Source organism: Pseudoalteromonas sp. SANK 73390 (genome assembly GCF_054966645.1).
The window spans coordinates 32,838-59,564 of the sequence record NZ_ARPN01000118.1; the positions used below are offsets into that span (position 1 = coordinate 32,838).

At 40.4% G+C, this 26,727-nt stretch carries 23 protein-coding genes and 4 pseudogenes; 12 read left to right on the forward strand and 15 right to left on the reverse strand.

All coding sequences use genetic code 11. From position 1 onward, the window contains the following. Nucleotides 1-9: 9 nt before the first annotated feature. From SANK73390_RS16565 to SANK73390_RS16575, 3 genes are all read right to left on the reverse strand, one after another. On the reverse strand, nt 10-1,065 hold the full coding sequence (locus SANK73390_RS16565; RefSeq protein ID WP_462767446.1) for a homocysteine S-methyltransferase family protein: 1,056 nt from the start codon (nt 1,063-1,065) through the stop codon (nt 10-12). After that, nucleotides 1,055-2,002, reverse strand: coding sequence for a homoserine O-succinyltransferase (locus SANK73390_RS16570; RefSeq protein ID WP_462767447.1), 948 nt, complete (start codon nt 2,000-2,002; stop codon nt 1,055-1,057). The genes SANK73390_RS16565 and SANK73390_RS16570 overlap by 11 nt, the downstream gene beginning before the upstream one ends. 400 nt (nt 2,003-2,402) lie before the next feature. Beyond that, the gene (locus SANK73390_RS16575; RefSeq protein ID WP_261592853.1) at nt 2,403-2,795 is read right to left on the reverse strand and encodes a tellurite resistance TerB family protein; all 393 of its coding nucleotides are present in this window, start codon (nt 2,793-2,795) and stop codon (nt 2,403-2,405) included. Between the two features lie 518 nt (nt 2,796-3,313). Between SANK73390_RS16575 and SANK73390_RS16580 the strand changes: the two genes are divergently transcribed. From SANK73390_RS16580 to SANK73390_RS16590, 3 genes are all read left to right on the forward strand, one after another. Next, a complete protein-coding gene (locus tag SANK73390_RS16580) occupies nt 3,314-5,575 on the forward strand; it encodes a polysaccharide deacetylase family protein (protein WP_462767448.1) in 2,262 nt (753 codons plus the stop codon). Between the two features lie 281 nt (nt 5,576-5,856). Next, nucleotides 5,857-6,675 (forward strand): hypothetical protein, encoded by an 819-nt coding sequence (locus SANK73390_RS16585; RefSeq protein WP_462767450.1) that lies wholly within the window; start codon nt 5,857-5,859, stop codon nt 6,673-6,675. Between the two features lie 332 nt (nt 6,676-7,007). Beyond that, a complete protein-coding gene (locus SANK73390_RS16590) occupies nt 7,008-8,354 on the forward strand; it encodes an amidohydrolase family protein (RefSeq protein WP_462767451.1) in 1,347 nt (448 codons plus the stop codon). A 199-nt stretch (nt 8,355-8,553) separates the two neighbouring features. Here the strand turns inward: SANK73390_RS16590 and tnpC are convergent. Beyond that, nucleotides 8,554-10,028: pseudogene (gene tnpC / locus SANK73390_RS16595) on the reverse strand (IS66 family transposase). Nucleotides 10,029-10,281: 253 nt separating this feature from the next. On the opposite strand from tnpC, the pseudogene SANK73390_RS16600 reads away from it, so the two are divergent. Then, nucleotides 10,282-10,518: pseudogene (locus tag SANK73390_RS16600) on the forward strand (transposase domain-containing protein); the annotation flags it as partial. A gap of 286 nt (nt 10,519-10,804) precedes the next feature. On the opposite strand, the gene SANK73390_RS16605 reads toward SANK73390_RS16600, so the two are convergent. From SANK73390_RS16605 to SANK73390_RS16625, 5 genes are all read right to left on the reverse strand, one after another. After that, nucleotides 10,805-11,092 (reverse strand): hypothetical protein, encoded by a 288-nt coding sequence (locus tag SANK73390_RS16605; RefSeq protein ID WP_462767453.1) that lies wholly within the window; start codon nt 11,090-11,092, stop codon nt 10,805-10,807. Nucleotides 11,093-11,094: 2 nt separating this feature from the next. Then, entirely contained in the window at nt 11,095-11,403 is a 309-nt protein-coding gene (locus SANK73390_RS16610; RefSeq protein ID WP_462767454.1) for a hypothetical protein, read from the reverse strand. A gap of 106 nt (nt 11,404-11,509) precedes the next feature. Then, nucleotides 11,510-11,890, reverse strand: coding sequence for an RHS repeat-associated core domain-containing protein (locus tag SANK73390_RS16615; RefSeq protein ID WP_462767608.1), 381 nt, complete (start codon nt 11,888-11,890; stop codon nt 11,510-11,512). Continuing rightward, complete coding sequence (locus SANK73390_RS16620) at nt 11,890-12,384, reverse strand: hypothetical protein (RefSeq protein WP_462767456.1); 495 nt, start codon at nt 12,382-12,384, stop codon at nt 11,890-11,892. Before SANK73390_RS16620 ends, SANK73390_RS16615 begins: the two co-directional genes overlap by 1 nt. A 110-nt stretch (nt 12,385-12,494) precedes the next feature. Beyond that, nucleotides 12,495-13,145, reverse strand: a complete 651-nt coding sequence (locus tag SANK73390_RS16625) for a hypothetical protein (RefSeq protein ID WP_462767458.1) — start codon at nt 13,143-13,145, stop codon at nt 12,495-12,497. A gap of 99 nt (nt 13,146-13,244) precedes the next feature. Between SANK73390_RS16625 and SANK73390_RS16630 the strand changes: the two are divergent. Beyond that, a pseudogene (locus tag SANK73390_RS16630) lies at nt 13,245-14,220 on the forward strand (IS3 family transposase); the annotation flags it as partial. A 549-nt stretch (nt 14,221-14,769) separates the two neighbouring features. Here SANK73390_RS16630 and rluB read toward each other — a convergent pair. The 5 genes from rluB to rnm are packed head-to-tail and all read right to left on the reverse strand — an operon-like array spanning nt 14,770 to nt 18,547. After that, nucleotides 14,770-15,630, reverse strand: coding sequence for a 23S rRNA pseudouridine(2605) synthase RluB (gene rluB / locus SANK73390_RS16635; RefSeq protein WP_462767460.1), 861 nt, complete (start codon nt 15,628-15,630; stop codon nt 14,770-14,772). Beyond that, nucleotides 15,630-16,217 (reverse strand): SMC-Scp complex subunit ScpB, encoded by a 588-nt coding sequence (gene scpB, locus SANK73390_RS16640; protein ID WP_261592849.1) that lies wholly within the window; start codon nt 16,215-16,217, stop codon nt 15,630-15,632. The genes rluB and scpB overlap by 1 nt, the downstream gene beginning before the upstream one ends. A 49-nt stretch (nt 16,218-16,266) precedes the next feature. After that, a complete protein-coding gene (locus SANK73390_RS16645) occupies nt 16,267-17,070 on the reverse strand; it encodes a segregation and condensation protein A (RefSeq protein ID WP_462767462.1) in 804 nt (267 codons plus the stop codon). A 6-nt stretch (nt 17,071-17,076) separates the two neighbouring features. After that, nucleotides 17,077-17,697: an L-threonylcarbamoyladenylate synthase gene (locus SANK73390_RS16650; RefSeq protein ID WP_462767464.1), complete on the reverse strand. Its 621-nt coding sequence runs from the start codon at nt 17,695-17,697 to the stop codon at nt 17,077-17,079. Nucleotide 17,698: 1 nt separating this feature from the next. Continuing rightward, complete coding sequence (gene rnm, locus SANK73390_RS16655) at nt 17,699-18,547, reverse strand: RNase RNM (RefSeq protein WP_462767466.1); 849 nt, start codon at nt 18,545-18,547, stop codon at nt 17,699-17,701. Nucleotides 18,548-18,985: 438 nt separating this feature from the next. Here rnm and SANK73390_RS16660 point away from each other — a divergent pair, with 438 nt between their 5' ends. The 6 genes and pseudogenes from SANK73390_RS16660 (at nt 18,986) to trpA (ending at nt 25,519) form a co-directional block, all read left to right on the forward strand. Then, nucleotides 18,986-20,566 carry an anthranilate synthase component 1 gene (locus SANK73390_RS16660; protein WP_462767468.1) on the forward strand — a complete coding sequence of 527 codons (1,581 nt, stop codon included), beginning with the start codon at nt 18,986-18,988 and terminating at the stop codon, nt 20,564-20,566. Next, a complete protein-coding gene (locus SANK73390_RS16665) occupies nt 20,556-21,146 on the forward strand; it encodes an aminodeoxychorismate/anthranilate synthase component II (protein ID WP_261625843.1) in 591 nt (196 codons plus the stop codon). The genes SANK73390_RS16660 and SANK73390_RS16665 overlap by 11 nt, the downstream gene beginning before the upstream one ends. Before the next feature lie 8 nt (nt 21,147-21,154). Then, nucleotides 21,155-22,161 (forward strand): annotated as a pseudogene (gene trpD / locus SANK73390_RS16670) (anthranilate phosphoribosyltransferase). Further along, entirely contained in the window at nt 22,154-23,521 is a 1,368-nt protein-coding gene (gene trpCF, locus SANK73390_RS16675) for a bifunctional indole-3-glycerol-phosphate synthase TrpC/phosphoribosylanthranilate isomerase TrpF (protein WP_462767470.1), read from the forward strand. Before trpD ends, trpCF begins: the two are co-directional and overlap by 8 nt. 7 nt (nt 23,522-23,528) lie before the next feature. Beyond that, nucleotides 23,529-24,713, forward strand: coding sequence for a tryptophan synthase subunit beta (trpB, locus tag SANK73390_RS16680; RefSeq protein WP_462767472.1), 1,185 nt, complete (start codon nt 23,529-23,531; stop codon nt 24,711-24,713). Next, nucleotides 24,713-25,519 carry a tryptophan synthase subunit alpha gene (trpA, locus tag SANK73390_RS16685; protein ID WP_462767474.1) on the forward strand — a complete coding sequence of 269 codons (807 nt, stop codon included), beginning with the start codon at nt 24,713-24,715 and terminating at the stop codon, nt 25,517-25,519. Before trpB ends, trpA begins: the two co-directional genes overlap by 1 nt. 8 nt (nt 25,520-25,527) lie before the next feature. Here trpA and SANK73390_RS16690 read toward each other — a convergent pair whose 3' ends face one another. Continuing rightward, a complete protein-coding gene (locus SANK73390_RS16690) occupies nt 25,528-25,800 on the reverse strand; it encodes an HU family DNA-binding protein (RefSeq protein WP_261625840.1) in 273 nt (90 codons plus the stop codon). Between the two features lie 337 nt (nt 25,801-26,137). Here SANK73390_RS16690 and SANK73390_RS16695 point away from each other — a divergent pair, with 337 nt between their 5' ends. After that, nucleotides 26,138-26,719, forward strand: coding sequence for an inner membrane-spanning protein YciB (locus SANK73390_RS16695; RefSeq protein ID WP_462767476.1), 582 nt, complete (start codon nt 26,138-26,140; stop codon nt 26,717-26,719). Nucleotides 26,720-26,727 lie beyond the last annotated feature (8 nt).

Consider the following 26,727-nt stretch of genomic DNA (forward strand, 5'->3'; position numbering starts at 1 on the left):
AATTACTTCCTAATTCAAGTTACAAGCTTCAAGCCCAGCTAAGCGCATACGCACTTCAAGCTCAGGTAATTGTCGAGGAGCAATTTGTGCCAAGCCATCTGCAAATGCTTTAATGTGAGCGGGCGTTGTGCCACAGCACCCCCCAACAATGTTAATCAACCCTTCTTTGCCCCAATCAATGATTTCTTTTGCCATTTCAGGTGCTTCTAAATCATACTCACCAAATTCATTTGGCAAACCCGCATTTGGGTGAACGGAAGTAAAAGTTTCACACACCCGTGATAACTCAACCACGTACTGGCGCAACAAGTCAGGTCCAAGCGCACAGTTCAAGCCAATTGAAAGCGGTTTAATGTGTCGAATAGAATTATAGAAAGCTTCGGTTGTTTGACCTGACAATGTACGCCCTGAAGCATCTGTAATCGTGCCTGATATCATCACAGGTAATGTTCTACCAGCTTGCTCGAACGCTTCTTCCACCGCAAATGAAGCTGCTTTTGCATTTAGCGTATCAAATATCGTTTCGATTAAAATAAGATCAACGCCCCCTTCCATCAATGCCAAAGTAGATTCTACATAAGCTTTAACAAGTTGGTCGAATGTTACATTACGATAACCTGGGTCATTCACATCTGGAGAAATAGAGCACGTTTTAGAAGTAGGTCCTAACACACCCGCTACGAAACGCGGCTTGGCTGGGTTTTGCGCCGTAAATTCGTCACAAAGCGCTCTAGCTAGTGTAGCAGAAGCAAGGTTAATTTCCTTACTGACACTGGCCATATCATAATCTTCCATTGAAATTGTAGTTGCATTAAATGTATTGGTTTCAATGATATCAGCACCGGCTTGTAAGAAATCTCGGTGAATTTTTTCAATCACTTCTGGTTTAGTCAAACTGAGTAAATCATTATTCCCTTTGATAAGTACATGCCAATCTTTGAACCGTTTACCTCGGTAGTCTTGCTCTTCAAGTTTATATTCTTGGATCATGGTACCCATTGCACCATCAAGAATTAAAATACGTTGTTTTAACGCCTCAGTTAAGGCTGTACGTTTATTCGGCATAATTGTTAGTCCTTACATCGTGGCTAACGAGGTTAATATCATAGGGCGTTGTCTGGTAAACATAATAGTTTAACCAATTGGAGAATAACAAAAAGGCGTGGCTTTGCCACGTTTTAGCTGGTTTTTGCGAGGTATCATCATTTGGAAAATAATGTTTAGGTTTAGGTGCATCCGCATTTTTAGCAACATCACGCTGGTACTCTTTTAGTAGTGTATCAGCATCATATTCTGGGTGCCCAGTTAAATACACTTGGCTACCTGAAACATTTTTAACTAAGTAAGCCCCCACCGTTTGCGATCCAGCCAGTGTTACTAGATTTTTATTTTCCGCAATTTGCGTAGGGTCGATATGCCCATAGCGCGAATGGGGAACCAAAAATTCGTCATCAAAACCCCGAGTCAAGGCGCCATGCTCGAAATGACACTGATGTTTAAAAACGCCACATAACTTATTTTTCATCAGCGTTCGTTTAAGTCCATGATGATGATAAAGCCCCGCATGTGCAGCCCAACATGAAAATAAAGTTGAGGTGACATGGTGCTCTGCCCAATCAAAAAACTCTTTTAGCTCTTGCCAGTAAATTACTTCATCGTACTCAAGGTGCGCAAGTGGAGCACCGGTAATTATAAGCGCATCGTAATTTTGCTCTTTTACATCTGAGAAGTAACGATAAAACATATCTAAATGTTGTCCGGAGTTATCAGAACTTCTATGCGTATCTAAGCGCAACAAATCAACATTCACTTGTAGCGGAGAGTTTGCCAATAAACGAATAAACTGCACCTCAGTTTCCACCTTGTTTGGCATTAAATTTAAAATAGCCAAACGCATTGGGCGGATCTCTTGGGTTTTTGCGCGGCTTTTTGGCATCACGAACACATTTTCTTGACGCAAGTGCACAATTGCTGGCAATTCGTCTTTTACTGTAATTGGCATACTTCACTCCCCATCCTTAATTTAGCTGACATTATGAATGGAATTCTAAAAATATCAACCTCTAGATGTTTAGACGTCTGAATGGACCGAGTTAATCAACTTCATTTCCAGTAAATCTTGTTCGTTGTGAAACCAAGTTGTTTGCACAATGCATAGTCATATAACTTATAAATTGAAATTCTAGAGGTTGATAGAGTGTCGCTCAATATTTGTTGTTGAGTTGATATGAGTTATAACTGGAGGCAGTTAGATTTGAAGGAAAACAATTAACACATGATGAGATTTTGAGCACACAAAAACCGTCGTAATAACTCGACTAAAATTCGACAGAGTAGTTATCTAACCCATTGTAATAAAAATACTTAACAAGTCGTAATGAAAAGGAACAACAAGTTATAACCTACACTTGCTCTTCCAAAAACTCCATTGCTGACTTTTCACTTGCATCTAATTTTCCATCTGCGTCGATAACTTCTTGTACAATTTTTAATGCTAATTCTCGCATTGGCCGATCAATAATATACTTCACCCGATGTTGAATGAACGCTTCAACATCTGCTGTTTTAACCGCATGAACACATTTACCAGTCATATCGGTAATATAATTATCCATACTGACCGCCGAGTTCCATTTAAGCGTCGCCGCCCACTCTCTGACCACATTTAATTCCGAGTCAGACACTGAGCCATCAATAGCAACAAATAATAGTGCTAAGTCGAGAAGAGACTCTTTTTGTAGCTGTTCAACACAAATGCCACTATCAAAGTGGTTAAGTAGTTGTTCAAATTTCATAATTCCTTACTCCTTGAATTTAGTAAACGATGTACATACGACTAAATCACCATCGCACTGTACTACCATATTAGACAAATTGCTAAATGTCACATTAAAAACTCTCATCATGACCCAAACCTAAATAACCTATCCACATATTGTTTAAAAGTTTTCTGTTAATCACAAACCATAGCGCGCAATACGATAAAGCTTGTTTGTTCGTTAGTTGGTTAGTAATTTGTGTTCTTTAGTTTACCAATTTAATAGTCATATATTTCAACACAGTGACGATATCAATTAAGAGTTGGTAAAGCGCAGCCAACTAAGCTGCTTAGAACATTGTCATGTTGGCTTAATTAGTAACTTTAAGTCATTTTGCCATAGCTTGACCATTGCCTCGCACTCGAATAAAAGCAAATAGTTCAATTTAAAATGATAAATTTCTATTTTAATTATGTTGCATTTTTGTACCTGTATTTACTCCAAACTTTAAACCTTGTACCCTTTACCGTTTTAATTCATATAAGGGAAATTTCATGAAGCTAAATGTTTATTGTGCAATCATGAGTATGCTGCTAACTGGTTGTGGCAGTGAAAGTAAACAAGTCGAAGAACAAACATCAATCAGGGAAAATAGTACGGTACAAACAAGTGTTAATCTCAAAAGCACTGCTTTAGCTGAAATAGTATTGAGTCAAGGTAACCTAGACGCATCTAACAAGATTAGCTTGTCACAGTTTAAAAACGCTAAATTTGAATGTATTACTGAAGAAAACTTGCCTGCAGTTCATAGCTACCTGAGTGCCACAGAAGATCATTTAAAAGAAGCAGAATTAAAAAAAAGACTATGCGACGTAGTATCACTGTACCAACTTAAAAACAAAGAGCAGTTAACCGCCCAAATACTAAAACAAGTAGGTATTCGTCGTTTATTTGATGCCGATGGTAAACTAAATGAATGGGCTTTTGATGAAGTGAAGATGGCTGCACCTGAACATCATTTTAATTTTGCTCCACTACAAAAATCTGTTGATAACTTCCATCATAATCAGGCGTATGTATGGCCTAAACAGATAAACCTATCTTTCGATGACGGTGGTGCACTGCCTACATTGTACAATCATTTATGGTTATTTGATAAATACAATGCCAAGTTCACATTTTATGCAAGCTTCTATTCTGACTTAGATAAGCAGCAAATGATAGAGCTGGTCAAACAAGGTCACGAAATCGGACACCACGGAACGCGACACGTAAATGCAGAATTATACTCTGCGGAACATGGCATACAGGCCTGGTTAAAAGATGATGTACTATCTCAATTAGGGACTATGAAAATTGACGGTTTTAATGTCACCTCTTTTGCATACCCTTATGGCGCTAACACGCCGGCGACAGACAACGCTTTAAAGAATGAGTTTTCTCACGTCCGTAAGTTTGCAGCATGGGAAAACTTAGAGTATGTACCTGAACGGAGCGATACAATTGTCACCTACGGGTTCTCTATAGACTCACATGTTCTTGACTTTGAGCGAGTAAAAAAAGCGATAAATAACTTAAAAGGCGGTGAAACGTTGTATCTAGCATCACATGCTATTGGTGTTCAAGGAGATGTTTGGTACATCACGCCTGAAAACCTTGAAAAGATACTTTCATACGCAAAATCACAAGGCATAAAATTCTGTACAACATCTAAATGTCAAAACTTTAAAGGTCTAGAATACAAACAGACAACTAGCGGTGCCTTAGAAACAATACTGTCATATCAAGGCAAGCGCAACGCGAATAAACTGACACTCGATGACTTTACAAACGCTGACTTAAATTGTATTCGCGAAGACAACCTTATTGCAATGCATAGTTACCTCACAGCAACGAAAGACTCATTAACAATCAGAAAGTTGCAACAAAGGTTTTGCGAACTAGATAAATTATTTAAACTTGATGACAAATCACAATTGAGTATAGAGTTTCTTAATAGCATTGGAATATCAGGTCTAAATGGAGATGATCAAGCAATTAACCAATGGGCTTTTGAAGAGCTATTATTAAACTCCGCTCAAAGCAAGCTATTGTTTTCTGATTTACAGCAGCTTGTTGACGAATTTCATTACAGTCAGGCAAACGTTTGGTCAAAGCAAATAAACATTTCGTTTGATGATGGTGGGGCACTGCCGACTCTTCATAAGCACCTCTGGTTATTTGAAAAATATAATGCCAAATTCACATTCTACGCTAGCTTCTATCACGATTTAAGTAAAGAGATGATGAAAGAGCTTGTCAAACATGGACACGAAATTGGCCATCATGGTACACAGCATGTTAATGCCGAGCTGTATTCACAGAAGCACGGGTTAGAAAAGTGGTTAGAAGATGATGTTCTATCTCAGCTAAGAGCGATGAAAGAAGATGGCTTTGAAGTAACTTCATTCGCATATCCTTATGGTGCTCATTCACTGGCGACTGATATTGCCCTGCAAAAGCACTTCAAGCATGTTAGAAAGTTCGCTGCATGGGAAAACTTAGTGTATACACCCGAACGAAGTGACGCTAATGTCATCTACGGATTTTCTGTAGATTCACATATATTTAACTTTGAAAGTGTTAAACAAGCTATTGATAGTTTAAAAGGCGGTGAAACATTATATCTCGCCTCACACGCCATAGGTGTTCAAGGTGATGTTTGGTATATCACAGCAGAAAACTTAGAAGCTATTTTAGCCTATGCGACTCAAAAAGGGCTTAAATTTTGCGTAACAAGTGAATGTATGAACTTTAAGCAAACCACACCCAATTAATACTATAAATACTTAATTAGCTGAGTAAACAATCCTGAATACCTAAGTGATTGATCTGTTTTTATAGTAACTATAAAAAAAACAGATCAATCACTTAAAGTCATGTCCTAAAATTGGGGGCAAGCTCTCTTCATTTACCAAAGCAACACAAGATTCGCTCATTAACCGATTAAATAACTTTCATAATCTGTGCTTAAACTACACTTAATAGTACATATTTATTTTACGGTTTATTTATGCACTGCGTTTGTATTTTGATATTTATTGTATGGAGCAAGTTAGTGTGTGCCCAAGTGGTGTCAATAACAATAGAGAAAGACATATACCATTACGCGCAGGTTATACTTGGGGATCAGTCAGTACATGATATTAAAGACTTTAATCACCCATTATGTCAAAGAGATGTTGTTGAGTTTGTACTGATCCAAAAAGCACTCAAGTTAGGTGGTATTGACTTAAAATTTAACTTTCACCTTGGTAACTATGATGCAAGAAATATTAAGCTACTCATTAATGGCATGTTGTTAGTTGGTTTTGATACAATTTGGTTACAAACTGCCAAAAAATATAGTAGTAAACTGTATATTTCAGACCCTATTATTCGCAAAGGTGAATACGTTGCAGGCGTGTACACCAAAAAAAATAACCTAAAGACCATGAAAGATAAAATTGATAGCGGCCTTTCAAAAGTAACCTTTGTGTCAAGCAGCGCTTGGCATGCGGACTGGCACACACTTAAAGCATTAAAGCCAAAGTCGCTAGTAGATGAATCCGATTGGATTGTAATGGCAAAAATGGTCAGCCGAGGCTGGGTTGACGCCATGTTAGTGCCGTTCAATAACCAAATACCCTTTCAGTACAGTGGTAACGGTTACTCTATTGAAGCTATTAATGGAATAAAAGTGCCACTACAAGACAGCCGCCACTTTGCAGTATCACGCTCACACCCGCTAGCAGAGCAAACATTTTTAGCACTACAGTCTGGAATCAAAAAGTTAAGAGCCCAAGGGTTTATTGAACAAGCATACCGTCAATGTGGCTTTTTTAATGAGATGGTAAATGATTGGCGTGCAATTTTACCGCAAAATACACCAGAATAACCACCTATGATTATTCATCACAGCTTAAAAATTTAGTATAACTGTATTTAACATTATATGTACGTTTCAACACACAATAACAGCTAAGGTTTATGATCTGCGCATAAGTAACCACATGAAGATGTTAAAATATTCCACACATTGATTTCAAAATAGCCATTGAGTAAATCGGCGCAAATCTATATGATGCTGTTTGAAAATTAGACGTACAGCCAATGCATTACGCGTCGAACTTCAAACTAATTACAACTCAGTCTTGATTATAGTGGTGTGAGTCCAAAACAATTACAACCACACCTGTTTTTAAATAAATGGATTTTGGAGTTTTCTGCATGTTTTCGCTAATAAATATAAAATCTGTCGCAGTTATCATTTATACAACCCTGCTACTTGGCTGCGTGTCTGCTGAGCAAAAAACCTCACAAAATAAATACGCTCAACAAGATATCGCCTATGTGAACGGCCAGTTTTTTAATCCAAGCCATGGCTTTGAAAACAAAGCCATAATCATAAGAGAAGGCATTGTCATCGCTACTGTGAATACTTTGTCAGATAGCTTTCCAGGCAAAGTCATTGACTTACAAGGTAAGTGGGGGATCCCAGGGCTGATAGATATGCATACCCATTCATTTGGTAATTTTATACCAAATGCTAAAAATGATGCTCCTGGAACTCAAGGTGTTTCACAAAGAGTATTAAAAGCTGGCGTCACAGGCTTTGTTGACTTATTTGGAGATGAAACCGCACTTGTTGCTGTCAGAAATCGACAACGAAACGGCGAGTTTGTTGGTGCAGATATCTATGCCAGTCTAACTTGCTTTACGGCGCCTAAAGGACATTGCTCAGAATATGGCATTACAACAAGAACCGTCAGTACTGTTGAGCAAGCGCAGAAGCAAATGGCGGAACTTGCAAAGCAAAAACCCGATGTAATTAAGATTGTTTATCAACCGAGCGATGATCAACCTTCTATTTCTAAAGCAGTGTTTGCGCAATTAGTTCAAGAGTCTAAAAAGCTGGGTATTAAAAGCATTGCACATATAAAAACTTGGCAAGACATTAGAGATGCAGCCAAAGTCGGTGTTTCGGCAGTAACTCACGTGCCAAGGGGCGAAATGCCGAAAGATATTGCTGATTTGATGGCAAACGCTGACGTTGCAATAATACCTACGTTATCCGTTCATAGCGATTTCGTGAACTATTTATTTGACCCTTCAGTACTAAACTCTCCATTACTTACAGAACTTGTGCCAGACACTTTAATTTCTGCCTATCGCGCCAATGATTTAATTGCTAAATACCAAGACAGTAAGACGATTTTTAAACAAAGGAATGAAGTTATGCTTAGAGCTGTTAAGGCAATGAGTGATGCTGGCGTTAAGGTTTTGGTAGGCACCGATGCTGGAAATTGGAATACCGTTCAAGGATATTCTGTGCACAGAGAAATGAAACTACTGACCGATGCAGGTATTTCACCGCTGCAAGCGATTGCATCAGCAACCACACATTCGGCAGACTTTTTAGGTATCAAAAGTGGCTTTAATGAAGGGGAGCATGCCAATTTTGTTATCTTAAATGCATCCCCTGTTGACGACATTTTAAATACTCAACAAATAGCGCTAGTAGTAAAAAGTGGCAATATAGTAGTGCAAAATGACCCGAGTCTTAGCAAACTATAAAGCTCAATAAACAAACTGCAAGACTAGCCACTGTAGAACTAAAAAAACCCGCATTAAGCGTAATGCTGATCAGTTAAGAAATAAACAGATCATTTGACCGATCTTTAAAAGGGTTCAGAATCCGATATTAGGAAACTAATATCGGATTTTTTTATGCCCCTTTCTAATAATTTTAACGTAAGCGCCGCCTAAACCACACCTATAGCCTAACATTCCAGGGCAGTAAACTATCGATATCGCAGTGTGGCTGAGCAAGTGCGTTTAAGCAGTGCATCAAATAATCGAATGGGATAAGGCCGTTTGCTTTGGCAGTTTCGATTAGACTGTAGAGGATTGCACTGCTGTGGGCACCACTTGTGGTGAAACTAAACAGCCAGTTTTTACGGCCGATGACGAACGGTTTGATGACGCGCTCAGCACTGTTGTTGTCTATGCTTAGCTGTTCATCTTCGAGGTAGCGGATGAGCTTTGGCCATTGTCTCAACGTGTAATGGACTGCTAACCCTAACTTCGATTTGGGCAAAACCATTTGTGCAGACTTTTCTAACCAAGTTTTAAATTGCGCGAGCAGGAGTGCGCTTTGTTTTTCTCTCGCGACTTGCCTTTTTGGGCGCCCGCGGTCTTTATTGTTGTTTCGACTCGGTATAGCTTTTGAATATGGTTGAGCGCCCAGTTGGCTTTACCTGTTTTACCTTTAACTTGTGCGTCTGCGGCTTCTTTGAATTTGCATCTTGCATGTGCCCAGCAACCAACGAGGGTAGCTTGGGTTTGCTCGTAGCCTGCGTAACCATCTACTTGCAGATAACCATCATACCCTTGTAAAAAGCCCACAGGACAACGCCCCGCACGGCTATTTTGATAGTCGAACAGTACAATATTAGGGATGTTTTCCTCAGCCACAGGCAAGTCCGTGCCGCTGCAATATAGACACATGTAACTGGTCTGTTTGTCTTCTTTCACCACCTTAACTGTGGTTTCATCGGCGTGTATCACCGGTTGTTGTAACAACATCGTTTGCAGCCTGTCGTAGAGCGGTTTAAATAAACTGGCGCAGCGTAACATCCAGTCCGCCATGGTCGCCTACCTAACGCGATACCATATTGTTTGAACAGGCTTTCTTGTCGATATAGCGGTAGGCCATACTGATATTTACTGGTGATGATTTGGCTCAGCAAACTGGCCGTGGCAATCCCTTTGGGAATAGGGCTCGCTGGTACAGGGGCTTGTTTTATCTCAACTTGTGTTTGTGTTTTTTCACTCTTTCGGCTGCTATATTTGAGCCTAACATGTTCAATCACTTTAACTTGAGCTGGAATAAACTCGAGCTTTTCACTGGCGTCCTCACCCATTTGGTGTAGCTCACCACCACTGTTTGTGGTCGATGTCATAGACAACACGTTCGCGGGGGAGATCTTTAGGTAGTAGCTGGCGCGTTGGCTTTTTACGCTGATATTCGATGGTTTCAACATCTTGCTCTGATGCCTCTTCAACAAGCGTTTCGGCTTCATTGAACAGGTCAGCTTGTGCCGGGTGCGACTCACTGCTGGCCCCGAAGCGTTTTTGCTGGGCCAGTCTGAATTGTTCTTCTAAGTAGTTATTACGCGCCTGAAGCTGAGCAATCATTTCTGCTTGCTTCGCTAGCTGCTGACGTAATACATCAAGTTCATTTTGCATATGTGTTATTTTACTAGCGAAGGAACTGTTTTAAAATTAATAGCTTAGATTATTTTTTGTTCTAAAAACCGCTGTTATGATCATACGTTATAACCATAATTAAGCGGCTTATGGGCAATCACCGATAATCCAGATAATAGCCATTACCACTGCTCAGCGGTTTTATGTTTAGGCATGGTATGCTCCAAATTGAGATCAGTGCTTTACTTTATGAGCCTGTAGCCTCAGCGGCTAGGTGTGGTTTATACGACGCTTACACAACAACCACGCAGAGCGGGCAATAAAACCGTTCGTGATAGGTCGCAAAAACTGGCTGTGCTCAAATACCCGCAATGGCGCACATGCCAGTGCGATACTCTATAGTCTTGTTGAAACTGCAAAGGCTAACGACCTGATGGTGCATGATTATGTTTCTACTTGTTTGCAGCACCTTGCAGAGCAGCCAGAAAACCTTGAATCACTATTACCTTGGAACATTAAACAAGAATAAGTGTCGTTAACTAGACGCTTACATTCAAAGTTAAAAATTAAGCAGGTAAATAATATAAGAAAGGCACGAGGCGACTAAAAAGTCACCTCGATTGGTTAGTATTGTTTGACAAAGGCTGAGCGTCCATATATGTCTTATTTATTTTTGTTATTTCGGATGTCCTGTTCTTTCGTTGGTTTAGCTACTTGAACGGAAGTGCGAAATAACAATTAAAATCCGGCTGAGTCTGTTGGCTCAGCCGGAGTGACCGTATGTGTCCACGTTAATTAGTTCATTCTTTAACTTTCTAAACGAATAAAGTAAAGAAAGTAAAGCAAGTACAGCCAACTACACCTACAAAAAATAAAAAAAATCTTGCTACATTTCTTTCACCTGTAGGAGGGAGCTCCTCACCTGAATAAGGTACATACATAGGTCTGTTGAGAAAAAAAGCGTAAATATATCTAAAGCAAATTGCAAACATAAACATACAAGCAAACAATTTTTCTATAGGTTCAAAGCCTATAACAAATAACGCACTTAGTGCAAACCAGACGATACCAAATGCAATAACTAGTACTTTTTTCCATTCCATATTTAGCGGTCCCTACCTCTTTTCCCATTTCTGAACTTTTGCGCTCTAGTCGGCATTTCAATAACAAAAAACTCTGGATTATTTTGCTTACTGGTGGATTGTTCATTAGATTTTGCTTGATTGATCGTTTGCCCAGTAAGAATGGCTGAACTAGCCCCAATTTGATGAGCTTTTTGAGTATTAGTAGCTTTTAACCCTTTATATCCTCTATTAATAGCTTCTCCACCTACACCAGGAATTAAAGTTAATACCGCTTCACCATATTCTTCATTAGCTAGGTTGTCAGTTCCTAATCCAATATCAATGAGCAAAGAAGCCCCCCACATATAGCTGAGCAAGGTGTCAAAGACCCAGCAGCTAGACCAAGAGAAGCGTTTGATGCGATCGTTCTAACATTCTGTCTAGTTGGGTTAATCGTTACGAGGGTATTGACGATGCAATATTTTCTCCAACCACTACGGCAGGTTCCCACATCTGCACCCATTGATCAAACCCACTTAATATATTGATTGAGTTCAATCCATCAGGGTCAATATATTTATATGGATTATTATTGCCATAGACATAACGGTTAAAACTATGCACATCACGATAACTCAACGGATCATTAGAATAAAACCGACCTATAACTGGATCATAGTATCGTGCCTGCATATAACTCAAGCCTAAGTCCGTATCGAACTTATGACCTGTATAACCCACATCATCTTTAGGAGCCTCTATCGTTTCACCAAAAGGTCGATAGTGCTGTCTACTCTCTTCAAATGTCTGTGGTTTAACGTCCCCGTACTTAGCAATTAACTTCTTACCAAGTAAATGTAGTTGACCCCTTCTCCAGCAAAGCTATCATCCTCACGATACAGAAGCACACCGTTTTTGCTATACATCGAATAACTAGTACCATTACCATCTTCTTGTTTCACACGACGATTATGCCCATCGTACAAGTAAGTATTACCTTTTGCTTTGCTAAGCTGATTTGCATGGTTAAAAGTTAACGAGAATTTACCATTATGCTTAATATTGCCTCGCGCATCATACAATATTGAACCGTATTTTCCATCCGTACCAGTACCTGTCACACTCGTTAAACGGTTAGAAGTACTATTATATTTATATGTTAAAGCCCTATCTTTACTGCTATAGCTGGTTATATTACCCAGCGAATCGTAATTAATGCTACTGTTGCCAATACCTGCTCCACCGGTCACAGTTTTCAATCTATCGAGTCCATCGTAGACAAAGTTCGACAGGCTATATTGGCTGTTTTGATAATCGGTAATTGACGTCACATTACCCTTGTTATCGTAGGTATAACCTAATTTAACAATATGACTTGAACCCTCTACATATTTGATCTCATTTGGGCGTAGCGTATCAAGTTCAAGAGTTGTGGTATGCGTTACGCCATTGCCATAAGCGAATAATTTAACATAGCATTAACATGAAAAGTTGCATCACTTGCAAATGTTGCATCTGCACTTATTGCCTGTGTTGCAGAGCCATACTCATTAGGTGCATAGGCCACATAAGTACCATCAGGGTACGCTAGACCAATATGATGACCTGACTCATTATAGCTGTAGTCAAGTTGCCGCGTACCGTCGCTACCAATGGTGAGAGTTTCATCTTCTAGTAAACCTAGGTTATTGTAATTATATAAATGCTGAACACTGCCCGATGTAAGAATGGTAACATTACCTACGTTATCTCGCGTGTAAGTTACATCAATACCCGACCCAGGATAGTCAACCTTGTAAAGCTGACCGTGATTATCATAAGAGAAGTGATTACTGTTAGATGGTTTTTCTGAAACACACGTCGTATTACTAACCCCTGCCTTTTGCCAAATAAGGCGACCCCGCGCATTACGTTTTGACACCGTGTTACCTACATCAGCACGTTGCACTAAACATAGTTGTCCATTGCCATCATATTTGCGGGTTTCTGTTAGTGATTTGCCGTTACCTGATTGGGTAATGCTTTTAACTTGACCTAGCACATTAACGTCAATAACCGTTGTGACGCTCTCGGGCGATTCTACTTTAGTCACCACTTCGTAACTGGGTTGTTGGTAAGATGGTAATCCTCCCGAAAAATAGTTGACGTCAAAAGTGGAATTTTCTCGTAAAATAATCGAAGGAGATTCTGCATGAAAAAATCAAAATTTAGTGATAGCCAGATTATGGCTATTTTAAAACAAGCTGATGAAGGTATTCCTGTTCCTGACATTTGTCGTGAACATAACATTGGTAATTCAACATTTTATAAGTGGCGCTCCAAGTATGGTGGTATGGATACGTCTTTAATGGCTCGAGTGAAGGAGCTTGAAGAAGAAAATCGTAGACTTAAAAAGATGTACGTCGATGAAAAACTAAAAGCAGAAATCGTGCAGGAAGCAATGCAAAAAAAGTGGTAAAGCCATCGAAACGCAAAGAGATGGCGCAATACTACGTTGCCTCTATGGGCGTAACTATAAAGCTAGCTTGCCAAGCTTTTCAAATAAGCGAAACGTGTTATCGATACAAAGCAAAGCTTTTTGATGAGAATCAAGAAATAGCACAAATGCTTGTCGATTTACCCAATGAGGAAAGCGACTGGGGTTTTGGTCTTTGCTTTGATTATCTGCGTAACGTGAAAGGTAAAAAGTGGAACCACAAACGTGTTTACCGCATTTATACTGAGCTTTCATTGAATCTGAGAATAAAGCCAAGGCGACGCTTAAATCGTCATAAGCCAGAGCCTCTCAAAGAGCCAATTAAGCCGAATCAAGTTTGGTCAATAGATTTTATGCATGACCAGCTAAGTAACGGTCGCACAATTCGCTTGTTTAACGTTATTGACGATTACAAACGTGAAGGGTTGGTAATTGAACCTGGTTACTCATTCCCAACAGCTAGAGTGCTGCGAAGCTTAAATCAGCTTATTGAGTGGAGGGGGAAGCCGTTGGCAATTCGGTGTGATAATGGCCCTGAATTTATTTCTCATGAGTTTGTAAAATGGGCAAATAAAAGTGACATCAGAATTGAATATATTCAGCCAGGTAACCCACACAAAATGGTTATGTTGAGAGGTTTAATAAAACGGTTCGTTATGGATGGCTAAGTAAAAAGTTATTTGATAGCTTAGGAGGAACTGCTTTTAAATTAATAGCTTAGATTATTTTGTGTTCTAGAAACCGCTGTTATGATCATACGTTATAACCATAATTAAGCGGCTTATGGGCAATCACCGATAATCCTGATAATAGCCATTGCCACTGCTCAGCGGTTTTATGTTTAGCATTATATGGCTCCAGATTGAGATAAGAGCTTTACTTATGAGCCTGTAGCCTCAGCGGCTAGGTGTGCTTTAGGCGACGCTTACAGTTGACCTAAACAGTTGGTCGTTGCAAAGCAACGAAAAATTTGTTTTTCCTTGTAGTACAACACTTGCGCCTAATGCCATATTGAGAGTGTATGAGAACTATATAGATCATGAAACAGGTGGGTATTCATTCAACAGCAAAAAACGCGTTTTCTCTCCTTCTTCAGACTGTATCAATCTATTAGATCACAACCAAGTGCTTGTTTATCAGTACGAATATACTTAACAGGCTAAGTTATCAAATTTAGCTGTGAAATTAAAAGAAAAACCCCGTTTTACGGGGTTCGCTATCATCTTTGTTGGTTTTAATATTAACGCTTTTTAGGTTTTTGCACGCGTTGGTTGTGCTTTTTAACGGCTTTGCGAATTTGATTAATTTTGGCACGTTTGTCTTTGCGTTTCTCTGGCATTACCGATAATTTGGTTTCTGTTTCATTACGCAATTGCACCGACTTACGTAAGTAATTCACTTCTTCCAGCTTAAGCTCTTCCCAGCCGCCTTGTGGTAAGCGTTTATCGAGCTCTAACTTACCGTAACGAATACGAATTAGACGAGAAACCTCCACATCTTGTGACTGCCATAAACGACGGACTTCTCGATTGCGACCTTCTGTCAGGGTAACGTTAAACCATTTGTTAATACCCTCACCGCCCATCGGCTTTATTTTAAGGAATTTAGCCATACCATCTTCTAATTCAACACCCTTGGTTAAGTTATTAAGTGTATCGTTAGTAACCTCTCCAAATACACGTGCTGAATATTCACGTTCAACTTCATACTTTGGATGCATTAAACGATTGGCTAACTCACCATCGTTGGTAAACAACAAAAGTCCTGAAGTATTAATGTCTAGGCGTCCAATGGCTATCCAACGATCACCATCAATACGAGGTAACCTATCAAATACCGTGCGACGACCTTCTGGGTCTTTACGTGTACACAGCTCACCTTCAGGTTTGTGGTACATGATCACACGACAAATTCTGTCTTCTTTTTGCTCAATCTTAACAATGTGTCCATCAACACGAATTATCGCATTTTCTTCAACGCGGTCGCCTAACTTAGCTACCTTACCATCAACACTAACACGGTTTGCTTCGATATACTTTTCCATTTCCCGACGTGATCCCACACCGGCTCTCGCTAATACTTTTTGTAACTTTTCACTCATTAAGATGGTTCTCTCACAGAAGGATCGTTCAACATCTGATCTATTTTCACTCGATGCTGCTCCGGTAATCTAGGCAACATGTTTAAACCAGATAAAGAAAAATAATCTAAAAATTGCTTTGTGGTTGCATATAATGCGGGTTTGCCAGGTACTTCTTTATACCCAACAACTTTTATCCACTCTCTTTCTTGTAAACTCTTGATAATATTAGAACTTACAGTAACACCTCGAACTTGCTCTATTTCTCCACGCGTAATAGGCTGACGATAAGCTATCAGTGCCATCGTTTCCAAAGTGGCGCGCGAATACTTCGGTGCTTTTTCTTGAAATAAGTTACTTAACCAAGGGCTTAAGCTCGCACATGCTTGAAAACGAAAACCTGTGGCAACTTCAACAAGGCGAATACCACGTGTTTGATAATGCTCAAATATACTATCCAAGGCTTTATCTACACGAGTATTAGAAACCGCAATATCTTGTAAAACAGTTTCTTTTAAACGTTTTTTTGACAGCGGTTTATCAGCAACAAAAATAGCCGCTTCTATTAGCTCAATTAATTGCTCATCGCTAATTCGACGTGTGGTCATACCTTGCAGCCTTTTCAACACACAGACGTTTATTATGACAGAGGTTGCACTACTGTTGTAGCTGCAAGCTCAAATAAATTTGGCCATTAGACGCAACTTGTACACAATTGATCAATTGCTCTTTCAACAATTCCAACATTGCAATAAACGTAACAACCACGCCACTGCGACCTTCTTCAACTTTAAACAATGTATTAAAAGCACAAGGCCCAACATGTTCAGACAAATATTGTAGAATTTGGCTCATTCGTTCTCTGGTCGACAGCACTTCTGCACTGATATGATGATGCTCAAACGTTTTAGCTCTGGCCATGACATCTCCCAATGCTAAAACCAACTCTTTTAGTTCAATAATAGGCAGGACCGGTTCAGGTTCTGCTGACTCATCAACTAACGCATGGGCAGTAAAAATATCTCGCTTTACACGCGGGAGCGCATCTAAATTCTCAGCGGCGCGTTTAAATTGCTCATATTCTTGTAAGCGCCTTACTAACTCGGCTCTTGGGTCTTCTTCTTCTTCTAATTCCTCATGCACAGGCAACAACATACGCGACTTTATTTGAGCCAAAAGCGCAGCCATAACCAAATACTCACCAGCAAGCTCTAATTGCAAATCTTTCATTAACTCAACATAAGCAACATATTGCTCAGTAATGCTTAGAACTGGCAGTTGTAAAATGTCTAATTTGTGCTTTTTAATTAGGTACAGTAAGAGATCTAGCGGACCTTCAAACGTCTCTAATATAACTTCCAATGCATCAGGAGGAATATAAAGGTCCTCAGGCTTCTCAACAACGGCTTCACCATTTAAAAAAGCTAAAGGCAATTTTTGCTGCTGTTGTACTTCTTTCACAGCCAATTACTCGAATACTGAAGTATCACCACAGCCAGCCCGTAATATCTCAATGTTATCTTCTGATAAATCAACAACCGTGGTAGTTTGCTCAATCAAAAAGCCACCGTGAATAATAAGATCTACCTGCTTTTCAATTCTCATACGGATCTCATCAGGATCTGACTCAGTAAACTGCTCACCAGGTAGAATCAGCGAACAAGACATAATTGGCTCACCCAATTCGGCTAGAAGTGCCGATGTGATTGGATTATCTGTGACACGAATACCGATGGTTTTCTTTTTATCATTTAATAAACGTTTAGGGACCTCTTTTGTGCCTTTAAAGATAAAGGTGTAAGGCCCAGGTGTATTATTTTTTATCAATCGAAACATCTGGTTATCAACTCTTGCATACGTTGCAAGCTCTGATAAATCACGACACATAAGGGTAAAATTATGGTGCTTTTCAATACCGCGAATACGCTCTATTCGTTCCTTTGCCTGCTTATTACCTATGTTACAGCCTATTGCATAACCTGAATCAGTAGGATAAACAACAACACCACCTTGGCGAATGATTTCAGCTGCCTGCTTTATGAGCCGAGCTTGTGGGTTTTCTGGATGTATATGGAAAAAATGACTCATGTTAACACTCCTCGTTAGCCTGCCAAAACTGCCAAACACCTTGGCAATCTTTTGGTAAGTATAGGTTTTTTCCTAAATCTAACCAAGGCATGGGATAATGAAAGTCTGATCCTTGACTCGCAAACAAATTATACTCTTGACTTAATTGCCCTAAAAATTGACGTTCTGATGGCGCTTGCTGAGGCTGTGCTACCTCCATGGCTTGACCACCAGCTTGAGAAAATTCATCAAGTAACTTACGCAACCATTTGTTCGACATCTGATACCGTGCTGGGTGCGCTACAATGCTTACCCCACCTGCCGCTTTAATAGCTTCAATTGCCGTAGCCATGTCACACCACTGACTGGGAACATAACCTATTTTATTACGTGCTAGGAACTTTTTAAACACACCTTGAATGTTCTTTGCTACACCTTGTTCAACTAAAGCGGCTGCAAAGTGAGCACGCGTGATTTGCGCTTCCCCAGCCAACTCCTTAGCACGCTCATAAACGCCCTCATAGCCGTTTTTTGTCAAACGTTTACCTATTTCTTCTGCACGGGCTTGTCTTTTAGCTTGTTGCTGCTGTAGCAATGCAACTAACTGGGGATGTTCAATATTAACCGCTAAGCCAACGATATGAATCTCAAAGCTATGCCATTTAGTAGATACTTCAACGCCTGAAATTAACTTTAAATTTAATGAATTTTCATCTATGTAAGTTTTTGCAGGTACTATCGCTGCGGTAGTATCATGATCGGTGATGGCTAGCACATCAACGCCTTTTTCTGTTGCGCGCTCAAGCAGCTCTGCCACGCTTAAACGACCATCAGAAAAAGTGGTATGACTATGTAAGTCGTATTTTATCACATTAACCCTTTGTGAATTTATGATTTTGTCTTAAAGCGCCATTGTATCACTGGTTTCTACGACAACCTTCGACTATTTTTTCTTTTTGTTTAAATTTTGTTTGCAAAAGGGTTGACAGAATATCAAACAGTGCGGTTTACTGTACCCACTAAAGACATCTAAACGTATAGAACCATGATATCAACAAACAATAAAAACAAAATCTGGTGGTGGCGCTCGTAATTTGCGGGTGTTTCGTTGTGTCTTAACGAAAGCTTAAACCCGCTATATAAGCGGGTTTTTTTATATCTAAATTTTAGGAAAAACAATGTTCGACAATATAACTACAATTGGTTGGTGGTGGTGCCTGGCTTAGCGGGACGGTATTGTTGTATCAAGTTAACAACCCCGCTAAGCCTAAACAGTTAGTGGGGTTTTTTATTTTTAGGGGAATGAGGTTTGATATTTAGTCACATTACAACAACTCCAGGTGAAGTGACCAGCATACGACAAAGGCGCGACTATATAAGTAGCCCGCTGTCTTTGTATGCATCACTGGGGAAAAATAACTCACTGCTGTTAGAGTCAGCAGAGATTGATTCAAAAGATAATGTCAAAAGCATTATTCTCGCTGATGCAGCACTGCGTATTGAATGTGTTGGCAAACAGGTTACGGTAAAAGCGCTTTCAAACAATGGTCAACAATTACTTGCTTTTTTACAAGACAAAGTAGCCAATTGCCTAAGTGAGTTACATGCAGATACGCTGACACTCACTTATCTAGGTATTGATGATGATTTAGATGAAGTTAGCAAACTCAAGGCCGACAATGCCTTTAGCGCACTTCGGACCTGCATTAACAGTATTAAACGTAACTCAGACACGCCACTATCGGTATTTTTGGGTGGTGTATTTGCCTATGACATGGTGGCCAATTTTGAGCAATTACCTGATATACCTAATGGTGAAAATACCTGCCCTGATTACGTATTTTACTTAGCCGAGACTTTGGTATTGATTGATCACCAAGCGCAAACCACAGAGCTAATCGGCAACGTATTTAATGGTCCAGACGTGCATGCAAACTGCTTTGAAGTTGGCAAACAGCTTGAACAACTTAATGCCCGTTGTGATGAGCTTACTCCTTACTTGGCAGCACCCAGTAAAGGCAAAGCTAATGTACAAGTGAATATCAACGATGCAACGTTTTGTGAACAAGTTGCACAATTGAAAGAAAATATTATTGATGGTGATATTTTTCAAGTGGTCCCATCTCGGACATTTTCATTGCCTTGTGCCCAACCACTTGCAGCCTATCAACAGCTAAAACAACAAAATCCAAGCCCTTACATGTTTTACATGCAAGACCAAGACTTTGTGCTGTTTGGAGCCTCGCCAGAGTCGGCTTTAAAATACGATACTAACAGTAATCAAGTCGAGATTTATCCCATTGCAGGCACACGAGCACGCGGTAAATTTGTTGACGGACGCATTAACCCTGATTTAGACAGCCGTATCGAGTTAGAACTGCGTAATGATCAAAAGGAGCGCGCGGAGCATTTAATGCTTGTAGACCTTGCTCGTAATGATATCGCACGCATTAGTGTTGCAGGTACGCGCCATGCCAAAGAATTATTAAAGGTAGACCGCTACTCTCAAGTAATGCACTTGGTGTCTCGTGTCGTAGGTCAGCTAAAACCCGACCTTGATGCACTGCACGCATACCAAGCTTGTATGAATATGGGCACTTTAGTGGGAGCCCCTAAAGTCAAAGCCGCTCAATTAGTTCGTCACGTAGAGAAAAAGCGCAGAGGTAGCTACGGCGGTGCCGTCGGCTATCTAACGGGTGATGGCGCGATGGACTCATGTATCGTAATTCGCTCAGCATTTGTAAAAAATGCCACCGCATATGTACAAGCAGGTGCGGGGGTGGTTTATGACTCTATCCCTCAAGCTGAAGCGGATGAAACACGCGCAAAAGCACAAGCTGTTATTAAAGCCGTGCAGTCTACCTATCAAGGAGTGAGTGATGAACAGTAATACAAAGGTTTATTTTTTAGATAATTTTGATTCCTTTAGCTACAACTTGGTCGATGAGTTAACCCTCTTAGGGCTTGATATGGTGGTGTATCGCAACCATTTAAGTGCGCAACGAATTTTTGAGAAAATGAGTAAAGAGCAGCAACCGGTTATTTTGGTACTCTCGCCTGGTCCGGGAACCCCAGCACAAGCAGGCTGCTTATTAGAGTTAGTTGCATTGTGCAAAGGCAAATTCCCCATACTAGGTATTTGCTTAGGGCAGCAAGCACTCACGCAAAGCTATGGCGGCACCATAGGCCATGCAGGAGAAACAGTTCATGGCAAAGCGTCTATCATTGATGCACAGCCGCACCCCGTTTTTGATGGGCTTGGGGCGCAGTTCCCTGTCGCTCGCTACCACTCGTTGATGGCCACACATGTGCCTGACTCGTTGAAAGTCATTGCCCAATATCAGGATATACCCATGGCGATTTACCACAGCGAAGACAAAGTGCTCGGCTACCAATTTCACCCTGAATCAATATTAACCCCAGATGGTGCCCGCCTATTGCAGCAAAGCATCGCCTATTTAACGCGTTAGGAGTTATCATGGATAGTATTAACACATTAATCGCACAACAATCGTTAGACTATGAACAAAGCAGCGCCCTATTCAATCAGATTATGCTTGGCCAGCTTAACGATATAGAATTAACTGCTGTATTAATCGCGCTAAAAATCAAAGGCGAATCAGCTCAAGAAATAGCAGGCGCTGCAAATGCCATGCGCAAAAATGCAAAAGCTTTTAATACCCAAGGTCTGCATTGTGTTGATAGCTGTGGCACTGGTGGGGATGGCGCTAATACCATTAACGTGAGCACAACTGCAGCCATTGTTGCAGCTGCCTGTGGCCTTAATGTAGTCAAACATGGTAACCGTAGCGTATCAAGTAAATCAGGCTCGGCTGATTTATTAAGAACGCTTGGCATAAACTTAGATATGGATAGTGACATTGCTAGCAAATGCCTTGCACAAACCGGCTTTACGTTTTATTTGCCCCAAACTATCATCAAGGCACAAAACACGCGATGGCGGTTCGCACCACGTTAAAAACACGTACTATTTTCAATATTCTTGGCCCATTAGCCAACCCAGCAGCACCACAAACACAGCTATTAGGTGTATACGATCCGAAACTGTGTGCTCCAATGGCGCAAACGTTAAAAACATTAGGAACAGAGCGTGCGATGATCGTTCACGGTGCTGGCACTGACGAAATTGCTTTACATGGCCCAACGCAAGTCACTGAGCTTAATCATGGCGAACTGACACAATATACTCTCAATGCGCAAGACTTTGGTCTTGAAAACTATTCGCTTGCTGACATTGCCGGTGATACGCCAGAGTATAATGCCAAAGCCAGCCTAAATATTTTAACAGGCCAAGGTCATGTGGCACATAATGCCGCGATTGCTGTCAATGTTGCTGCATTATTAGTAATGGAACAAAAAGCGGACAACTTTAAGGTGGCTACTGAGCAAGTGCTTGAAGTATTAAACTCCGGTATCGCCCATGAAAAATTGGCACAAATTGTAGAGGTTAGTAACAATGCCTAATGTACTAGAAAAAATCGTTGCCGATAAACGTATAGAACTTGAAAAGCGTAAAGCTGAGTTTTCATTAGATTCGTTCAAACATAAAGTACAACCAACACAACGTGATTTTTACGCAGCACTGGCTAAGGCCGGTACACAGTTTATTTTAGAGTGTAAAAAGGCATCCCCCTCTAAGGGGCTGATACGAGAGAATTTTGACCTTGATGAAATTACCCGTGTTTATAAGCGCTATGCCAGTTGTATCAGTGTATTAACTGATGAAAAGTATTTTCAAGGTAGCTTTGATTACTTAAGCTATGTACGTCAAAAGGTTGAACAACCAATTATTTGTAAAGACTTTTTCATTGATGAATACCAAGTATACTTAGCTAGATTAAATGGCGGCGATGCCATTTTACTCATGCTATCTGTACTGGGTGATGAGCAATATAATACTCTAGCGCAAGTGGCAAAATCACTCAACATGGCCGTGTTAACCGAAGTAAGTAATGAGCAAGAAGTCGCACGTGCACTAACACTTAATGCCCAAATTATTGGGATTAATAATCGTAATCTAAGAGACTTAACAACTGATTTAGCCACCACTGAGCAGCTTAAAAAACTGATCCCTAAAGGTAAAGTGGTGATTTCAGAATCCGGCATTTATACCCATCAAGATGTGAAACGATTAGCACCGCTGTGTGACGGCTTTTTAGTAGGCAGTTCATTAATGGCAGAGCAAAACTTAGAAGCTGCTTGTCGTAAGCTGATTTTAGGGGAAAATAAAGTTTGTGGTTTAACACGTTGCCAAGATGCGCAAGCGACTTATGATGCTGGTGCACTTTATGGTGGATTGATCTTTTACCCTAAATCTGAACGTTATGTAGATTTAGATTGTGCAAAAGCTATTGTAGAGAGCGCCCCACTTAAGTATGTGGGGGTGTTTGTTAACGCACAATTAGCCCAAGTCGCAGAATATGCACAATTACTCAAGCTCAGCGCTGTACAACTGCATGGACAAGAAGATGAAGCTTATATCAATGCACTAAGAAACCAGTTACCTATTAGCTGCCAAATTTGGAAAGCTCAGGGTATTAGCACAACGCTACCTGAGCCTGTAAAAGGGGTGGATAAACATCTTTACGATACCAAAACGAGCAATGGCTTCGGGGGCACTGGCCAATCATTTGACTGGCAATTATTAACCGAACAAACAGCCAGCAACTTTATGCTTGCTGGTGGACTAAATCCAGATAATGTCATTGCTGCCGCCAAGCTTGGCGCTCAGGGATTAGATTTAAATTCAGGGGTTGAACAAAGCCCTGGTAAAAAGTGCCAGAAGAAACTTCAGGCTGCTTTTGCAAACATTAGAAATTATTGAGGTGGAAATGAAAAACGCAGCTTATTTTGGTGATTTTGGTGGCATGTATGTCCCTGAATTACTCGTTCCTGCGCTCAAGCAACTTGAGCAAGAGTTTAATAATGCACAAAAAGATCCTGACTTTTTACAGGAATTTCATCAGTTACTCAATGAGTATGCTGGACGCCCTACGCCTTTAACATTAACGCGTAACCTAGTCAAAAACCCAAAAGTAAAACTGTATCTTAAACGCGAAGATTTACTCCATGGCGGGGCTCACAAAACCAATCAAGTATTAGGTCAAGCTTTGCTTACCAAGCGTATGGGTAAAAAAGAGGTGATTGCTGAAACCGGCGCGGGTCAACATGGCGTAGCAACCGCTTTAGCCTGCGCACTGCTTGGCTTAAAGTGTCGTGTTTACATGGGCGCAAAAGACGTAGAGCGTCAACAACCGAACGTATTTAGAATGCGTTTGATGGGCGCTGAGGTTATTCCAGTTACGGCAGGCTCTGGCACATTGAAAGATGCCGTAAATGAAGCCATGCGTGATTGGTCAGCTAACTACCAAACAGCGCATTATTTACTTGGTACTGCGGCAGGCCCTCACCCCTTCCCCACCGTTGTTCGAGAGTTTCAAAAGATGATTGGTGAAGAAGCTAAGCAGCAAGTACTCGACACTGAAGGTCGTTTGCCTGACGTAGTGATGGCGTGTGTGGGTGGTGGTTCAAATGCGATTGGCATGTTTAGTGATTTTATTAATGACCCAAGTGTAAAACTTATCGGCATAGAGCCCGCTGGTAAGGGCTTAGACACTCAAGAGCATGGTGCTGCCTTATGTAAAGGCACTAAAGGTATATTACACGGTGCTTATACTTACATTATGCAAAACTCAGATGGGCAAATTGAAGAATCTTACTCAGTGTCCGCTGGCTTAGATTACCCAGCGGTAGGTCCACAACATGCTTATTTACACGAAACAGGTCGTGCGCAGTACGTGGCTATTACTGATACCGAGGCGCTTAATGCATTTCAATCTTTAGCAAAAAATGAAGGTATCATTCCAGCGCTTGAGTCTAGTCACGCGTTAGCGTACGCACTAAAATATGCAGAACAACAAACCGAAGAAACAATTATTGTAGTAAACCTAAGTGGCCGTGGTGATAAAGATTTGGCCCATGTACATCAAGTTTTAAATGAGCTAGGAGAACTGTAATGAGCCGTTACGCCCAAACGTTTAATGCCTTGGATGAACAAAACCAAGGGGCTTTTGTTCCTTTTGTCACCATAGGCGACCCAAATAAAGCACTTAGCCTTGATATTATAAAAAGCTTGATTGATGGTGGCGCTGATGCGTTAGAGCTGGGTATTCCATTTTCAGATCCGATTGCCGATGGCCCGGTGATCCAAGCTGCAAACATTAGAGCATTAGAGCAAAACATTAATACCCAAGATTGCTTTAAAATAATCAAGCAAGTACGCCAATACAATGCTGATATTCCTATTGGATTATTACTTTATTCTAATCTTATTTTTGCTAAAGGGATTGATACCTTTTATCAGCAAGCAAAAGAAGCGGGTGTGGATTCAATCCTCGTAGCAGATGTACCGCTACATGAGTCAAAACTGTTTCGACATGCCGCACAAAGTGTAGGTATTGAGCCTATTTTTATTGCCACGCCTAACGCCAATGATGACACACTTCGAGAGTGTGCCAGCTATGGTCGAGGATATACTTACTTGCTGTCACGCGCAGGCGTAACAGGGACTGACACCAGCGTTCAAATACCAGCGGACTCTATAATCAGCAAACTTAAAGAATATCACGCTGCGCCAACTTTACTTGGTTTTGGTGTTTCAACACCCGAGCATGTAAAAGCAGCGCTTGACTCAGGTGCTGCTGGTGCAATTAGTGGCTCAGCTGTGGTTAAAATTATTGAGCAACACCTTAGTGAACCTGAGCGCATGTTAGCTGAACTCACACAGTTTGTCAGTGCAATGAAAGAAGCAACCTTAAAGTAACTCAACAGTCAGGTTAAGGCGTCTTTAAGCGCCTTAGCCGCTTTAAATTGTACTTTATTTGCCCCTGCAATGGTGATTGCTTCTCCCGTTCTTGGGTTGCGCCCTGCTTTTGCTGGATGGTAACTCAATGCGAAAGTACCTAATCCTGATATTGGCACCTGATCTCCCTCCGACAAACGCTTTTTTATGACAAACAACAGCGCATTCAGCGCATCCTGCGACTCTTTTTTAGTCAGTTCACTATGCGTGGATATAGCTGTTATCAATTGAGATTTATTCATTACTACACTCTCATTAGGGGTTGCTTAATAACCTAAGCGCTTGGTAAGCGAAGTTGTCCACTCTCAGCGTTGTTTTTATTTGTAATAGCCAACTATTTCTGCATAAAAACGCCCTGATACTGAACAAAATATCTTGATCAGATGATAAATAACGTAAGTTATTACATCTTTACTATTTCAAAATTCTTATCCTAACCTCAGGTTAATTATGCAACACTTTGACGATACAAATAATAAAAACCGCAGAGGCTAAGGAGTTAGCATCAAAATGTCAATCTTGAACTTCGTTAAATAACTTGGTAAAACCAAAGGATTGTTATTGAATAGGTGACCATAAATGGCCGCATTGCTTGAATACTTGCCACTCATTTTATTTTTTGCCGTCTATAAATTTGTTGATATCTACTGGGCAACAGGCGTGTTAATCATCGCTTCTATCATTCAGCTCGGTTTTTATTATTTACAAAGTGGCTACATTGCCACAAGACATTGGGTGTTTTTCGTTATTGCTCTGGTACTTGGTGGCATGACTGTGGTGTTTCAAAATGAACATTTTATTATGTGGAAAGCCACAGTAATTTATGCACTACTTGCTTTATCATTACTCATCTCTCGCTATATTTTTAACAAAAACCTAGTTGAAAAAGCACTGCTCGGGCTCCTTAACACAGTCAATGAAAAAGAGAATGGCCGTGATTCGCAGCTTGAAATTACCATTCCAGAGTCAATTTGTGAACAACTGAACATGATGTGGATGGTACTTTTAGCATTTATTTCTGTTCTTAACTTATATGTAGCATATAACTTTTCATTAGATACGTGGGTAAACTTCAAGGTTTTCGGATTAATGGGCATAACCTTTTTAGCTATTTTAGCTACTATGGTACGTATTTATAAATACCTACCCGACGAAAAATAGCACTCTAA

Bases quoted from the DNA above. Each gene is read 5' to 3' on its own strand.
- SANK73390_RS16565 (WP_462767446.1), bottom strand. From the start codon at position 1,065: ATGCCGAATAAACGTACAGCCTTAACTGAGGCGTTAAAACAACGTATT.
- SANK73390_RS16570 (WP_462767447.1), bottom strand. From the start codon at position 2,002: ATGCCAATTACAGTAAAAGACGAATTGCCAGCAATTGTGCACTTGCGT.
- SANK73390_RS16575 (WP_261592853.1), bottom strand. From the start codon at position 2,795: ATGAAATTTGAACAACTACTTAACCACTTTGATAGTGGCATTTGTGTT.
- SANK73390_RS16580 (WP_462767448.1), top strand. From the start codon at position 3,314: ATGAAGCTAAATGTTTATTGTGCAATCATGAGTATGCTGCTAACTGGT.
- SANK73390_RS16590 (WP_462767451.1), top strand. From the start codon at position 7,008: ATGTTTTCGCTAATAAATATAAAATCTGTCGCAGTTATCATTTATACA.
- SANK73390_RS16605 (WP_462767453.1), bottom strand. From the start codon at position 11,092: ATGGAATGGAAAAAAGTACTAGTTATTGCATTTGGTATCGTCTGGTTT.
- rluB (WP_462767460.1), bottom strand. From the start codon at position 15,630: ATGAGTGAAAAGTTACAAAAAGTATTAGCGAGAGCCGGTGTGGGATCA.
- scpB (WP_261592849.1), bottom strand. From the start codon at position 16,217: ATGACCACACGTCGAATTAGCGATGAGCAATTAATTGAGCTAATAGAA.
- SANK73390_RS16650 (WP_462767464.1), bottom strand. From the start codon at position 17,697: ATGAGTCATTTTTTCCATATACATCCAGAAAACCCACAAGCTCGGCTC.
- SANK73390_RS16665 (WP_261625843.1), top strand. From the start codon at position 20,556: ATGAACAGTAATACAAAGGTTTATTTTTTAGATAATTTTGATTCCTTT.
- trpCF (WP_462767470.1), top strand. From the start codon at position 22,154: ATGCCTAATGTACTAGAAAAAATCGTTGCCGATAAACGTATAGAACTT.
- trpB (WP_462767472.1), top strand. From the start codon at position 23,529: ATGAAAAACGCAGCTTATTTTGGTGATTTTGGTGGCATGTATGTCCCT.
- trpA (WP_462767474.1), top strand. From the start codon at position 24,713: ATGAGCCGTTACGCCCAAACGTTTAATGCCTTGGATGAACAAAACCAA.
- SANK73390_RS16690 (WP_261625840.1), bottom strand. From the start codon at position 25,800: ATGAATAAATCTCAATTGATAACAGCTATATCCACGCATAGTGAACTG.
- SANK73390_RS16695 (WP_462767476.1), top strand. From the start codon at position 26,138: ATGGCCGCATTGCTTGAATACTTGCCACTCATTTTATTTTTTGCCGTC.